This is a genomic window from Lichenihabitans sp. Uapishka_5, from assembly GCF_033947565.1.
Classification (GTDB): Bacteria; Pseudomonadota; Alphaproteobacteria; order Rhizobiales; family Beijerinckiaceae; genus Lichenihabitans.
Genome location: NZ_JARPVX010000001.1, coordinates 206109 through 219359, shown reverse-complemented (window position 1 = coordinate 219359; position 13251 = coordinate 206109). Strand labels below are relative to the sequence as shown.

General features: G+C 66.2%; 13 protein-coding genes and 1 tRNA gene. 9 read left to right on the top strand and 5 right to left on the bottom strand.

What is annotated here, in order from left to right; all coding sequences use genetic code 11:
- From P7D22_RS00975 to P7D22_RS00965, 3 genes are all read left to right on the top strand, one after another.
- Nucleotides 1-377: cupin domain-containing protein (locus tag P7D22_RS00975; RefSeq protein ID WP_319932323.1), on the top strand; the 377-nt coding region annotated here is incomplete at its 5' end.
- The gene (locus P7D22_RS00970; protein ID WP_319932322.1) at nt 374-784 is read left to right on the top strand and encodes a group III truncated hemoglobin; all 411 of its coding nucleotides are present in this window, start codon (nt 374-376) and stop codon (nt 782-784) included. The genes P7D22_RS00975 and P7D22_RS00970, both read left to right, overlap by 4 nt.
- A gap of 50 nt (nt 785-834) precedes the next feature.
- Nucleotides 835-1950 (top strand): hypothetical protein, encoded by a 1116-nt coding sequence (locus P7D22_RS00965; RefSeq protein ID WP_319932321.1) that lies wholly within the window; start codon nt 835-837, stop codon nt 1948-1950.
- A 257-nt stretch (nt 1951-2207) separates the two neighbouring features.
- Here the strand turns inward: P7D22_RS00965 and P7D22_RS00960 are convergent, their stop codons facing one another.
- The 3 genes from P7D22_RS00960 to P7D22_RS00950 form a co-directional block, all read right to left on the bottom strand.
- Complete coding sequence (locus P7D22_RS00960) at nt 2208-3641, bottom strand: IS1182 family transposase (protein ID WP_319932320.1); 1434 nt, start codon at nt 3639-3641, stop codon at nt 2208-2210.
- 82 nt (nt 3642-3723) lie between these two features.
- On the bottom strand, nt 3724-4242 hold the full coding sequence (locus P7D22_RS00955) for a GNAT family N-acetyltransferase (protein ID WP_319932319.1): 519 nt from the start codon (nt 4240-4242) through the stop codon (nt 3724-3726).
- A gap of 182 nt (nt 4243-4424) precedes the next feature.
- Nucleotides 4425-4685, bottom strand: a complete 261-nt coding sequence (locus P7D22_RS00950; protein WP_319932318.1) for a hypothetical protein — start codon at nt 4683-4685, stop codon at nt 4425-4427.
- Between the two features lie 238 nt (nt 4686-4923).
- Between P7D22_RS00950 and P7D22_RS00945 the strand changes: the two genes are divergently transcribed.
- The 5 genes from P7D22_RS00945 (at nt 4924) to P7D22_RS00925 (ending at nt 9659) form a co-directional block, all read left to right on the top strand.
- Nucleotides 4924-5268, top strand: a complete 345-nt coding sequence (locus P7D22_RS00945) for a hypothetical protein (protein WP_319932317.1) — start codon at nt 4924-4926, stop codon at nt 5266-5268.
- A 243-nt stretch (nt 5269-5511) separates the two neighbouring features.
- Nucleotides 5512-6747: an AAA family ATPase gene (locus tag P7D22_RS00940; RefSeq protein ID WP_319932316.1), complete on the top strand. Its 1236-nt coding sequence runs from the start codon at nt 5512-5514 to the stop codon at nt 6745-6747.
- Between the two features lie 180 nt (nt 6748-6927).
- Nucleotides 6928-7758 carry a hypothetical protein gene (locus P7D22_RS00935; protein ID WP_319932315.1) on the top strand — a complete coding sequence of 277 codons (831 nt, stop codon included), beginning with the start codon at nt 6928-6930 and terminating at the stop codon, nt 7756-7758.
- Nucleotides 7759-7802: 44 nt separating this feature from the next.
- Nucleotides 7803-9386: an exodeoxyribonuclease VII large subunit gene (locus P7D22_RS00930; protein ID WP_319932314.1), complete on the top strand. Its 1584-nt coding sequence runs from the start codon at nt 7803-7805 to the stop codon at nt 9384-9386.
- 33 nt (nt 9387-9419) lie between these two features.
- Nucleotides 9420-9659: a hypothetical protein gene (locus P7D22_RS00925; protein WP_319932313.1), complete on the top strand. Its 240-nt coding sequence runs from the start codon at nt 9420-9422 to the stop codon at nt 9657-9659.
- A 149-nt stretch (nt 9660-9808) separates the two neighbouring features.
- On the opposite strand, the gene P7D22_RS00920 is transcribed toward P7D22_RS00925, so the two are convergent.
- Both P7D22_RS00920 and P7D22_RS00915 read right to left on the bottom strand, forming a co-directional pair.
- Nucleotides 9809-11806 (bottom strand): site-specific integrase, encoded by a 1998-nt coding sequence (locus tag P7D22_RS00920; RefSeq protein WP_319932312.1) that lies wholly within the window; start codon nt 11804-11806, stop codon nt 9809-9811.
- A 116-nt stretch (nt 11807-11922) separates the two neighbouring features.
- Nucleotides 11923-11996 (bottom strand) — tRNA-Gly (locus P7D22_RS00915).
- A 347-nt stretch (nt 11997-12343) separates the two neighbouring features.
- Here P7D22_RS00915 and P7D22_RS00910 point away from each other — a divergent pair.
- Nucleotides 12344-13243, top strand: a complete 900-nt coding sequence (locus tag P7D22_RS00910; protein ID WP_319932311.1) for a hypothetical protein — start codon at nt 12344-12346, stop codon at nt 13241-13243.
- Nucleotides 13244-13251: the final 8 nt, after the last annotated feature.

Here is a 13251-nt window from a genome sequence, read left to right as displayed (position 1 = left end):
GGCATTGGCCGCGAAATTACCCCCTCAGGGGGTCACTATTGCGAGCGATTTTACAGGTGACGCTCGCGTTTCGCCATGCGTTGCCCCACGTGCCGGGCCAGACCCTGACGGGGCTGCTGGTCACCTATCCCCCGGCGGGGCGCTCGCCCGTCCATCACCATGCCGGAAGCGTCGTGGCCTACGTGCTCTCGGGCGCCGTGCGATCGGAGAACTCGGCGACGGGACCGGCCCGCACCTACAAGGCGGGTGAAAGCTTCTTCGAGCCGCCGGGCAGCACGCATCTCGTTAGCGAGAACGCGAGCGCGACGGAGCCCGCCAGCCTCCTGGCCGTCTTCGTCGCCGACGACGGAGCCGTGCTGAAGACGGACGAACGATGAGGGCGGCTAGCCGCCCGGCTCCGCCCGCCATCGACGACGATGCAATCGCGGCGCTGATGGAAGCGTTCTACGGCCGCGTCCGGCAGGACGCGATGCTGGCGCCGGTGTTCGTCCAGGCGATCGGCTCGGCTGAGGCGGACTGGGTGGACCACCTCGCCACGCTGCGCGCTTTCTGGTCGTCCGTCATGCTGACGAGCGGGCGCTACAGCGGCAACCCGCTGATCGCGCACGCGCGGCTGCCCGACCTTGAACCCGCCATGTTCGACCGATGGCTCGCGATCTTCGAGCAGACCTGCACCCACACGCTCGAGCCGGACGTCGCGGCCGCCTTCGTCGAGAAAGCCAACCGGATCGCCCATAGTCTCCGGCGCGGGGTGTTCGGACCACCGACTCAGGAGGACGTCTGATGGCGTCGTGCGTGACGCACCGATGGACGCGCGGGACGGTGATCCTGCTCATGACGGTCGCTGCTATTACGCCCGCCGCGGCGCACGTGAAGTGGTTCGCGCCTTACATCGTGGGCGCACCGCCGGCGCCCGTCGGCCAAACTCTGCGCGACAGCTGGTTCTGGCTGGCCATTGGCCTCGTGCTGGCCTTCTTCACCGGAACAAGATGGATCGAGATTGGGCCCCATGGCGGGGCCGTGATGGACGGCCTCGACCGGCTGACCCAACCCATGTGGGGACGCCTCGACGACTACGTGCGCGCCATCGTGGCCGCTTTTTTCGTCGCGATCTTCTCGGTCGGCGGCATCTATCTCACGCCGGATCTGAAGACACCGGCCGAGTGGGTGTCATGGATGCAGCTCGTCATCGCGGCCCTCATCTTCTGGCGCGCCACCATGCCAATCGCAGGCGCCGGCATCGTGGCGCTCTGGCTCTTGGCGTTGCGCGACTACGACCTGTTCCACCTTTTCGACTATCTCGCACTTGGGCTCGGCGTCGCGGCCTATTTGGTGCTCGCGGCCTTGCCGCAGGAGGGCTGGCGCGTCCACCGCTTCGAGGCGCTGCGCTGGGGGCTGGCGGTCGCGCTCATGTGGTCGAGCCTGGAGAAGTTCGCCTACCCGTCCTGGTTCTACCCGCTCGTCGTCGAGAAGCCGTTCCTCACTTTCGGGCTGCCGCGCGACGCCTTCATCCCTATAGCGGGCGTCGCCGAGTTCACGCTCGGCTTCGGCCTCCTGTGGACACCGCTGATTCGTCGCCTCTCGGCCGTGGCGCTGTTCGTGATCTTCACATCGGCCGTGTGGCCGTTCGGGCGCATCGAGATCATCGGCCATGGGTTGATCATGGCCATTCTGCTCGCTGTTGCGGCGGACCACAGCCGCCTGTCGCACGTCTTCGCGACCTTCAAGCTGCCGCTGCGCAGCATCCCGATCGGGCTGGCGGCGGCGCTTGTTGCCTTCGTGACGGGCTACTGGGAGCTGCACGTGGCCTTCTACGGTCCGAACGGCCATGCCGGACCGGCCACGACCGAGAAGACCACGCACTCCCACAACCCCGAGCACCCGGATGGACCTGTTGCAGCCGGCGGCATCGGCGCGCCCCCCACGCGGGGGCAGGACACCGCCGACTGACGGCCATCTGCATGACAGGCGAGCGAAGCTTGCGCCAACAGCGGCCTTTCGCGCCTTTGCCGAAGGCAGACATGGGTGATGGTACATCACTCAAGCAGACCGTGCGGAAAGTCCTGAGTTTCGGGCTGGTCTCGTAGGGGCATGCTGCAGGGACTAATTTCGGGACGTGACGGCCCCGGTGGGAACCAGTGGCCATCCTGAGGGCACCAGGAGCCGATCCTGGACCGGCTACGGCCCGCGGCAGGGCGCACAGCCCTTCATTCGCCTGCGGCGGTGATCAGGCCTGGAACCCCGACCAATGTGATGGCGCGGCGTATGTTGTAGGCGAGCGCCGTCAGGCTGAACTCGCCGCGCACGTTCTCCAGCCGCCGCATCAGGAACGCACCCTGGCCCATCCACTGCTTGATGGTGCCGAACGGGTGCTCGACGGTTTCACGCCGACGGTCGAGGATGTCGGGGCGCGCCGCCAGTCGGGCCGCCATGCGATCGAGCACGGCCTCGTTCTCCAGCCGCGAGACGTGCCGGTATGTCCTCGTGCAGCGCGGGCGGAGGGCGCAGCCTTTGCAGGCAGCTCGGTTCGCGTAGTCGATCTTCACGTTGTCACGCGAGCGGCCCCGGCGACAGGGTGAGAGCGTCTGCCCGGCCGGACAGGTGAAGACGTTCGCCTCGGGGTCGAAGCGGAACGCCGTCTTGGGGAAGAACCCCTCGCGCACCGCTGGACCGCCTACGGACTTGGGAAGATAGGCTGTGACGCCGGCCTTCTCGCAGGCCTCAACATCCTCGATTTTAAAGTAGCCCTTGTCGGCCACCGCTTCGATCCGCTCCACGCCGAGCGTCACCATGGCGGCTTCCACGGTCGGCGCGAGAAGCCCCATGTCGAGGACCTGATTGCAGACCTCCTGCTCGACGATCAGCTTGTGCTTGGCATCGACGGCGATCTGCACGTTGTAGCCGACCCCGACCTTGGTCATTCGCGCCATGGCGCGGCTGTCCGGGTCGGTCAGCGAGATCTGGTCCTGACCCGTCTGTTCCAGCTCGACCAGCATCGCCTTGTGGCGGTCACGCTTGCCCTGAATGGCGGCGATCTTCTCCTTCAGCTTGTCCCTACCGCCTCTGGTGCCGCCCACGTGCTCTTCCTGCGCGTCGCCATCATCCAGGCGCTGCAGGTACTTCGCCAGCCTCTCGTCAGCCAAGCGAATGAACTCGGTGAGAAAGCCCCGGGTGAAGTTACGATCCTTGTTGTTGACCGCCTTGATGCGCGTGCCGTCGACCGCCAGCAACTCGCGCCCGAACAGGTCGAGCTGGCGGCACAGCAGGACGAACTCGCGGAACACGGCATTGAAGGCCGCCCGGTTGTCGCGGCGGAAGTCGGCGATGGTCTTGTGGTCCGGCTTCAGGTGCCGCACCAGCCAGATCACCTCGATGTTGCGGTGGGCCTCGGCTTCCAGGCGCCGGCTGGAGCGAACCCGATTGAGGTAGCCGTAGATGTAGAGCTTGAGCAGGTCGGCCGGATCATAGCCGGGACGGCCCGTCGCCTTGGCCTGCACGCGGGCAAAGCCGGCCGTCTGGAGGTCGAGCTGATCCACGAAGGCTTCGATGAAGCGCACCGGGTTGTCGGGACCGACATAGTCGTCCACCGTCTCCGGCAGGAGCATAAGCTGCGAGCGATCAGAGCCGGCCAGGTGCGCCATGCCGAAAGCTACCATGACCCGTCAACGGGAGAAATCCTCAGCCGCCTTTCCGCACGGTCTGCAAGAATGATGCACCATAAACTCAGACGCTAAGACTATGCACGGCGTACACAAGCCGTTCGCCGCGTTCTTCGCTGTGGACAGCGCTGCAAAAGGCCATGCCGAGCTTTCTCAACGTTGAGATCGAACCATGGTTTTTCGGCGAGACCTGAGCCAAAACGCGCTTTAAATGAAGGGTGCTGAACCCATACTCGATTTGTCCAAGCCCGATCTCAGTCGCGTAGCCACGCCCCCATGCGTCCCGACGCAGAACAAAGCCAAGCTCGAAGTCCGGCTGACCAAGCGCACCGCATGGGACCAAGCCCGCGAAACCAGTGAGCTCTTTCGTTTCGCGCTCGATCAGGACACCAAGCTTCCTGCCTGTTTGATCGTGGTCGAAGTTGCTATCGAAAAACGCCTTAGATTGCGCCGAGGACAGCGGATTGCCCGAGAAGGCGAAACGCATGACATCGGGATCGGACAGCACGTGATCTTGTAGGCCCTGCAGGTCTTGGGCAACCGGACTCCGAAGAACGAGCCGCCGCGTCACGATGATGTCCATTGTGGAATTATAAAGCGGCGCGGCGCGCCCTGACCAGATTCACTGGAAGCGGACATTCCCAATTTCCTCAAATGGTCAACTCGAGACCATGGCCGACAGCGCGCTCAGCATGGTTGGATGCATTGTCATCCTGTATCGCCCCATGACGCGAACGTTCAGGCGTAAACACGCAGGATCGGGGCTCACACGACGCGCTGCACCCATTCCATCTTGGCGACCAGACCTACCTCCGTTTCCATTGTTCGCACCACCCGAAAGAGCCTGCTGCAACCCCGATCATAGATGAGGTCGCCGATCCGGACGGAGAGAAGTTGAGCCGGAAGGATCCGATGCACCGTCCAGCCGAGGTCAGCATACAGGGGGCGAACCCTCGCGAAGGATAGTGCCAGGAGCGCCGCGCAGATGTTGCGGCGGCTCGGTTCAACTCTCACCAGATCCTGCATGATGCCGTCCTTCAGCACAGGTCGTCGTCGAACGGGATAGCCGATTTCTACGGCCGGTCCGACTCCAAATTACCGATGCATGTTTTACACCGGATCATGATGAGGAGGTTGGAAGGTCTGCAGGGAGCAGCAGAAATAGCAAAAGGTGATCTCCGAAACAGGAAGGGCCCCAAAGGAGAGTCGGCGAGACCGAAGCCGGTCCGTCTCACACCGGCCCAGAGTAAGAACCATGACCACGATGAACCCCGGCGAGACCTCCAGCCGCACTCAGGCCAAAACGCTCATCGCCCACCTCGCCTCCCGGGTGTACGACACCTACGGGCAGCTCGTCGCCGCGCGCGGGACGGATCCGCACCGCGCCGACGCGCTTGAACTGCAGTTCAGGACGCTGACGCTGTTGATGGCCTCCGAGCCGGCCCAGGACTGGAGCGAGGTCGAGCCGAAGGTGATCGCGGCAGCCTTCCTCCGCTACGATCGCGAGCACGGGCTCGTGTCGCTGTCCCACTCCCATCTCGCGACGCTCTTGGATGTCGCCATCGAGGCCGATCATCGACGGCTTAACAGCGATTCACTGCCGAACTGATCGGCCCACGCCGTTGCATGTTGGCCGCCGCCGTACGCGACGGCCGCTTCCATTTGCGGCCAGGCGCATGGCCCTGTCCGCATCATCACCTACCACCTCAATCCACGCGGATTCAGCCCACCTGCCGGCACTCACGTCAGGGCGGGCGAAGTCGCGCCCAGGCTCTCCTGCAAGTTGGCACCCATGACACCCACATTCTCCATGTCCGCCGTTGGCGACGCTCGACCAGACACCCGTGCAAGCATGCCCGAGGATCCAGCGCCCGTACCGGCCATACCAGCCACCCTCCATGCGGCGGCCCGCGTCGCATGGTCGGTCCGGCAAGAGGACGATCCGTTCGAAGCCGCCATCCCTGCAACGCTGCCCGACGCCGTCGAGGAGGACCGCATCGCGGAACGCACCATCCCAGGCACGATGGCGATCGAACGCATGGCCATCCACCGCGCGATCCAGGCGACCGGCTTCGACGGCAACTTCGATACCCTGTCGAGCAACGAGGAGCAGCGCGTCAGGCTCCTGCTCCACTATCGCGACCGCGTGCGGCTCCACAAACCACACCTGATCGCCTCTGAAATAACAGCCGGTCGGCTCGACACCTTGGCGCAGGCGCAGCCCAACTTCGCGGGCGTCACCGCATTGGTCCACGATGCCGCACAGCTATCGCTTGCGACCCAGACGCCGATGCGCGTCACGCCGCTGCTCCTGCTCGGGCCGCCAGGGGTCGGCAAGACGCGCTTCGCGAGGGCGCTCGCCCAAGCGTTGGACACGACGCTCGACACCATCGACGGTGCCACCATTCCGGACATGGGCTCGATCGTCGGCTACCCACCCGTATGGCGCGCGGCCGGACCCGGGTATGCCGCGAAGGCGCTGGTCCAGGCGACCTCGAGCGCACCTTTGATCCTGTGCGACGAGATCGAGAAGGTCGTCGACCACGACCGCAACCCGCACCCGGCCAACAAGCTCCTCGGGCTGCTCGAGCGGCACACCGCGCGCGTCTACCAGGACGAGTTCATCCGCGTGCCGATGAACGCGGCGCATGCGATCTGGATCTTCACCGCGAACAGCACGACAGGATTGTCCGCGCCCTTTCTCGACCGCGTCGTGACGGTCGCCATCCCGCGCCTGTCCCGTGCAGCGCGCGACGCCGTTCTCGAAGCCATGCTGGCCGAGGTCGCGGGGGAAATCGGACTGCCGGTGACGATAGAGAACCGGACCGCGCTCCATGCGACGCGGCCGCTCGGCCTTCGTCGGGCGCGGCTCGCCATCGAACTCGCCGTCGCCCATGCGGTCGCGGATGGCCGGCGGGTGCTCAGCCGCGACGACCTCGTTGCCGCCGCTCTCCGGCTTCGCGCGCGTGCCACGTCGCCCCGCATGCCCGCACAGAAGCCGACGTTGCGCGGCCCTGTCGGCTTCATCGACCTGCGCCGACCGCGATTTGTGTCGCGGCAGGATGTCCCCGACGCGAGTGGCTTCTGACAAAGGCTGAGGAGCAATGCCGGCCACGACGCGCCGGGCCGGTCCAGAGGCGAGTCGACGTACGATCAGAAGCCGGCGCGGCCGTGGTGAAGGCGATCAACAGAACACGGGTGGAAGTGCGGGCGACAGGTGCGCCAGCCCCAAGCCGAAACGAACCAAAGATGAAGGAAGAGACATATCATGAACATACTTACTGCAGCCCTCAATCCAGCCGTATCGTCCGCCCTGGCGTCGTGGCTTCAGCTGACGCAAGAGGATCGCTCCATGTTGCGTAACGCCATAGAGGCGCTCAGCACCCTGGACCCCTCGCCCCGACGGTCCGCGATGTCGGCGCCTTGCGAACCGCCTGTTTCAGCGGGACTGCGGCCGATCACCATCGACGACGTTCCGGAGGTCGATGCCGAGCTGTTTCGCTCGGCAGCCTACCGGGCCCTCGGCCGCGGACCGAGCATGTGCTTCTACCTCGGCGGGTGCCGCGGGCTGTTCGAGTGCGCCCAGGTCGTTGGGTTCGGCATCTACAAGGCCGGGTTCAGCCGCGGCACGGCCGCCCAAACGCGCTTCGCCCACCTGCGCCAGAGCCGCTACGCGTCGCACCGGCAGGATCAGGACGTCATGATGGCCGAGCCCGGCTTCGACAACTGGGAAGGCACGATCGTGCCCGCCGGTGTTCGCCCGATCGACAGCCCGGTGCGCACGCTTCGGGCGGCGCTTTCGATCGACCTGCCCGGGGGTGTCGACCCTTCCGCGCTCGATCGCGCACTGATGCAGGCTCTCGCGCCGCGGAGCCTCGCCGGTTTCGCCGCAAGTGCCGAGGGCCTCGCACATTGCCGGTCGTGCGGCATCGACCCGCAACGGCTCCTGCGCTTCACGGTGCATGAGACGAAGCGCGGCCGCACCCACAAGGCTGCGCGCGAGCTGTTTCGCCTCGCGCCGCGGCAGGAGGCCGAGACGCTCGCACGGCTCGTGGAGGTGCTGGTGATCCGCGCCGCGGCGCCGCTCATGAACCGCTGACGCCATTCCCAACATCCCGACACTATCCACCGGATCGACAGGTCATGTCCTCATCCATCATCACCAATCGCACCGACCCACACCCGTTGGCCGCAACACCCGATCGGTCCACCGGACTTGATGCCCCTTTCCTGCCGCTTCGCGCCTTCCTCGACCTGGCGGGCCAACTGCTTCGCGGCCTTCCCGAGACCGTGTGGCTCGAGGCCACCATCGTGGCCAGCAAGGCCGGACGGAGCGGCCACACCCTTGAGCTCGTCGAAGCGGGGGCGCCCGTCGGCCAGGGTGGAGCGCTGCGCGTCTTCCTGGCCGGCGCCGTGCTGGACCGCATCTCGAGCAGCATCGGCGGTCCGGTCGAGGCGGGCCTCCTGGTCGGCATGACAACCGTTCTCAAAGTGTCGCCGCAGTGGTCGAGCCGCTACCACCTCGGGGCGCGCGTCCTCGATCTTGGGCGCGACACGACCCAGAGCCTGGCCCAGAAGCGGCTCGAGCAGTTGCGGCAGGCGCTCCGCCGCGAGGGCCTCTATGACCGGCAACGGCGCCTGCCGATGCCGCGCGATGTCACCCGCGTCGCCATCGTTCACCCGGCAGGGGCCGCGGGCTATGCCGACATCGCCGCGACCCTGGCCCGCTGGGAAGGCGCCGGCCTGCTCGTGATCCGCAGCCACGCGGTGCCGTTCGAAGGGGCATCGGCCCCGCAGGCGCTCGCCACCGCGCTACGCGCCGCGGTCGAGCCGCTGGCCGGGAGCAGGCCCGACCTCGTCCTCATGGTGCGCGGCGGGGGTAGTCGCGCCGGTCTGGCGGTCCTCGATCACGAGACCATCGTGCGCGCCGTCGCCCTTTGCCCGGTGCCGATCGCCTGCGGTCTCGGCCACGCCATCGACAACGACCTCCTGCTCTGCGAGATCGCTTGGCGGAACCTCGACACACCATCGAAAGCCCTGGCATGCGTGGCCGAGCTCATGCGCGCGCCGGCGCGGCAGGTTCGAGGCGCCCTGGAGGCGATCACGAGCCTCGCTGGGCAGCGGCTCCAGGCCGAAGAAATCCGGCTGCAGGCGTACCGGTCGGGGCTGACGGCGCAGGGCGGCCGCTGCCTCACCGGGGCCGAGGCCGATGTCGACCGCGTCTTCGCCGAGGTCCGCATCGCGATCGGTGCCGCCGGGGCGCGCTGCCGGCAGGCGATGAGCGACCTGCGGCACATGATGGCCGCGCTGCACGCGACGGTTCCGCTGCGCATCGACGCCGCCGCACGCGCGAGCCGGGACCTGCGGGTCCAGGTGTCGTCGGGGATGCGAATGCGCCTGAGCGCGATTGACCCGGGCGAGCCGGCATGGCGCAGCGTCGTCCAGGCCGCCGGGACGCAGTTGCACCTGCAAGCAGCGGGCCTGCGCCCCCTCCGCGACGCGGTCGGCACGGCTGCAACCACAAGCCTCGATCGATCGGCCGCGGCGCTCGTGGCAGCCGAGGCGATCGTCGCGGCCGCAAGTCCCGAGACGGTTCTGGCGCGGGGCTTCGCCCTGGTGCGCGGCCCGGACGGGCGCGTGATCCGCACGGTCGCGGCTGCGCACGAGGCGCATGGCCTCACCCTTCACCTTCATGACGGCGATGTGGCTGCCGTCGTGGAGGCCTGACCCGTGCCACGCTTTCAGAAAGGACCAACCACCATGCCGACCAACACACCCGCGGGGACCGCGCTTCCCGCGACCGCGACCTTCGCCGAGGCTTACGCACGGCTCTCCGCCATTGCGACCAAGCTCAAAGGGCCGGGCAGCGCGACGTCGATCGACAGCCTGGTCCAGGACGTACGCGACGCAAAGGAGGCTTATGCGCTATGCAAGGCGCGATTGCAGGTCATCCGGACCGAAGTCGAGGGTCTCGAGCACGCCGAACCCGAGGATCTCTGACGGGCTCGTGCCTCTCGGACCATCGGAGACACCTCAAGCTTCGCTGATCCGAGCCTTGCCTGCCGCGCGGCGAGTGCTGCTCGGCAGCGTCTGGAACAATGGAGCCGGCACCGAAGACCACGTTGCCGGTCTTTGGTCGACCCTTGAAATTACGCCTCGTTCCAACCCAGCTTGGTGAGGTCGAGCCCTGGGAAGCTGATCCTCTCTACGTCGCTCAACAGGATCTCGAGCGAGAAGGCACCTTCCCCATCGTCGCCATAGCCCAACGTCGTGTCGGAGCTGCGATGCCCCACCGACGCCTTGATACGCTCCTCAGGCACCTCGGCGGCCCGTAGCTTGGCGATGAAGAGATGCCGGAAGCTGTGGAACGTCTTGTCCGGCTCCTTCGTGACATGTTCGTCCGTGTGCCGGCCCCACCATTTGCTGAACTCCTTGGTGCAGCGATTACGGTAGACTGGCAGCTCGTGAAACAGACGGGTCGCTCCGCGTCGCCGCCGGCCGGCGACGAAGTTCATGAACCCGAGTTGCAGCAGCGTAGGGTGCAGCGGGACGCGGCGACGGGCGGCGTTCGTCTTCACCGACTTCGTGGCGGCACCCTCGGGCTTGGCCGCGTCGTCGTCATCGTCCGTGACGTCGGTGATGTGCAGGTAGGGGATGCGATCCGCGACCTTGACGTCGGCCAGCTCCAGCTGTCCAAGCTCCTCGAGCCGCGCGCCCGCGAACATCGCCAGCAGCGGCAGCCAGAACGCCGCGGCGCCACACCCGGCCTTGGGCACGACAGCCGGCTGCTTGTAGATGGAGGTCGCGTAAATCTTCTTCAGGTTGGTCAAGCTGTACGGCTTGCGCTTCATGACCTCGTCGACGCTTTCGTCGAGGTCCATGCCCTTACACGGATTGGCGGAGACCAGGCCCAGGCGCTCAGCCTGGGTCAGGCAGGCGCTAAGGGAGCCGAGACCCTTCGCATTGATGGTGCGGCGCTTGAGGCGGCGCTTGCCGCGGTTGTCCGGCAGCTCGCTCCATTCGGCACGGGCCATTAGGCTTCCGCGACGCAGGGCATGCGGAACGTTGCGAGCACAGCGGTCGAGAAGCTTGAGGTATTGGTCGATCATCGGTCGCGTGATGTCCGCCACCGGCAAATCGCCGAAGAGCGACACGAAGTAGCCGACGTAGAGAGCATTGTCGTCCCGCGGCTTCTGTTCGGGGCGCTTGTCCAGAATCCAGGCTTCCCGCATGGCCGAGAGGGTTTGCGACGGCTGCGCGGGGAGTGCCGCAGGCCGCGGCATCATGGTTGGCGGCCGGGATGGCGTGTCGATCCCGGCCCCGGCATCGCGTCGCTTGATGATCTCGTGCGTCGAAACCTGGGTACGAAGGAGCGACAAGGCCAGAGCGCGGCGATCGGCATGGCCTTCGGGCAACGCCAACCCGTTCTCGGCGAGGCGACAATCGATCTCGCTCGGCATCGTCGTCGCTTTTGCTTCCGCCTCGTGCATAGCGCGCATCTGGGCCGTCGTAAAATGCGTAATCCGTCCCGACCGGAGGCCTTCGATGTCGAACAGGCTAGCGTCGAGCTCTGACACCAGGATGCTGCGGTCGACCCATCCTGGCTCGCGTTCCCGCAAGGCTGCCCGCGCCTGCTGATGCTCGATGTCCTCGGCTTTGCGCCGGGCGCCTTCGATGAGCTTCCTGTCTGCAGCCTCGACGGTGCTCTGTCGCAACAGCTTGAGCACGACGCCCGCGAGCGGCGACGTGAAGGTGGGATCGATCCAGCCCTGATCATGGGCGTTGAGCCGATCGTGCTTCAACTGACCCGCGATGGTGGCGCTCACCCCCGGCGCGAGACCTTCCACCGGCCGAACGGCTTTTTTCCGCACAGCCTCGGTATTGGCCGCGATCTGTGCGAGTTGGAGCAGCGCTTCGACCTGCGTATGGACGTGCAGCCAGCGCACGCGTGCGGTCTTTTCATCCCCAGTCGACAGGGAGATCTTGATCACCGAGCGACAAGGCTCGAGCCGTGCGATCCGCGCCGTCCAATCGAGCGAGACGTCTCCCGAAACATGGAGAGCCAAACTTGGGTTCAGATCGCGCTGGTAGGCATATTTGCCCGTATCTTTCCTGAGCACCAGGAACGGAAAGCCGGACGGCGACATGGGCACTCTCTCGCGCAAGGTTCCTACCGGAAATCCTACCGGTTTTCCGCCCGAATCGAGCAAGCCCGGGAGGAGCATGCGAGGAGAGTAGGGAAAACAGCGCCTTAGCGCAAAAATGGAGCGGGCGAAGGGAATCGAACCCTCGTATTCAGCTTGGAAGGCTGCTGCTCTACCATTGAGCTACACCCGCGCTGTATTCCCATAGCCCATCGTGACTGGAAAGGCGATGGTTTTTGCGAGGTCGCGGAGGCTGAACAGGTTGCTCTTGGACGTGGAAGCCGTGGTTCCCCGGCCTTCGCTTATGGCCGAGACGCCTCGTTACGGAGGCTGCCCGGGCATGGCCCGAGGACTCTCCGGTCTCACATCGTTTTTCTGCAGCGGGGTCACCGAGGAAGAGGGCAGCCCTCGCCAGCGCGCATTCGACGCATCATTTGGTGCTGGCATTGTGCCGATTGACCGATAGGTCTCCCTCCCAGTCCTGGACCGAAGGCCTTCGAATTATATCGGAGCCGGCGGGCCGGGGAACCGATGGATACCATGACGCGCTTCGACCTTTCCCGAGTTACGACGCCCTTCATCGAATTGAATGACCTGAAGCGCATCACGTCGGCCGGCCGGCCGAGCTCGATCGCGACGCGGTTGTTTGCCGACGCCTGGGCGGCGCTTGTCGGCGGGGTGGCGCTCGATGCCGTAGCCGGCAGCATTGTCGGGCGCGGCCTTGCGGCAGCGCGGCTCGGCGACCTGGATGCGACCGTCCTGCTGGTGGCTGGGGTGCCGCGGCCTGCCGTGCGCAGCATTCTGATCGAGGCCGCCGAGGCGGTCGCCGGTGACCTGCTGGTCCCCCTGCGGTCCATGGTCGAGCAGGGCTTCGACCGGGACGACCGCGAAAGCCCCGCTGGCCCGGCCTTTGTGGCCGCGCTGGCGATGCAGCCTCGGGCGGGCATCACCTGTCCGGGCAAGCCGCGCATCATGCTCGAGCCGCCCGAGAACCATGCCGAACATTGTTTGATGGTGGCGCTCTACGGCGTGCTGCTGTCGCCGTTGTATGGAGCCGATCCCGGTCGCGTCTTCCTCGCCGGTCTGGCGCACCACTTCCACAATGCTGGCATGCCGGATTCCGGCTTCACGGGTGAGGTCTTGCTTGGACCCTATCTGAAGACCCTGATGGACCACCATACGGCCGCCTGCCTGGCACAATTGTCGCCCGCGTTGCGGCACACCGTCGAGCAGGCGCGCGCCGTCCTGCCCGACACCACCACCCCCGAGGGCCAGGCCTTCCACGCGGCCGATGTGCTCGACCGCGTACTGCAACTGAACCAATACATGCGGGCTTCGGCCCTCACGCCCGAACGTATGCTCGGCGAGATGGAACTCGTTCACGCCGGGCCGGTGAAGGGGTTCCAGGACGAGGTGCTGCGCCAGGCAGGCCTCCTGTGATCGCTCCG

Excerpts from the sequence above, each read along its gene's own strand:
- P7D22_RS00970 (WP_319932322.1), top strand. The coding sequence starts at position 374 with ATGAGGGCGGCTAGCCGCCCGGCTCCGCCCGCCATCGACGACGATGCA.
- P7D22_RS00965 (WP_319932321.1), top strand. The coding sequence starts at position 835 with ATGACGGTCGCTGCTATTACGCCCGCCGCGGCGCACGTGAAGTGGTTC.
- P7D22_RS00960 (WP_319932320.1), bottom strand. The coding sequence starts at position 3,641 with ATGGCGCACCTGGCCGGCTCTGATCGCTCGCAGCTTATGCTCCTGCCG.
- P7D22_RS00955 (WP_319932319.1), bottom strand. The coding sequence starts at position 4,242 with ATGGACATCATCGTGACGCGGCGGCTCGTTCTTCGGAGTCCGGTTGCC.
- P7D22_RS00950 (WP_319932318.1), bottom strand. The coding sequence starts at position 4,685 with ATGCAGGATCTGGTGAGAGTTGAACCGAGCCGCCGCAACATCTGCGCG.
- P7D22_RS00945 (WP_319932317.1), top strand. The coding sequence starts at position 4,924 with ATGAACCCCGGCGAGACCTCCAGCCGCACTCAGGCCAAAACGCTCATC.
- P7D22_RS00940 (WP_319932316.1), top strand. The coding sequence starts at position 5,512 with ATGCCCGAGGATCCAGCGCCCGTACCGGCCATACCAGCCACCCTCCAT.
- P7D22_RS00935 (WP_319932315.1), top strand. The coding sequence starts at position 6,928 with ATGAACATACTTACTGCAGCCCTCAATCCAGCCGTATCGTCCGCCCTG.
- P7D22_RS00930 (WP_319932314.1), top strand. The coding sequence starts at position 7,803 with ATGTCCTCATCCATCATCACCAATCGCACCGACCCACACCCGTTGGCC.
- P7D22_RS00925 (WP_319932313.1), top strand. The coding sequence starts at position 9,420 with ATGCCGACCAACACACCCGCGGGGACCGCGCTTCCCGCGACCGCGACC.
- P7D22_RS00920 (WP_319932312.1), bottom strand. The coding sequence starts at position 11,806 with ATGTCGCCGTCCGGCTTTCCGTTCCTGGTGCTCAGGAAAGATACGGGC.
- P7D22_RS00910 (WP_319932311.1), top strand. The coding sequence starts at position 12,344 with ATGACGCGCTTCGACCTTTCCCGAGTTACGACGCCCTTCATCGAATTG.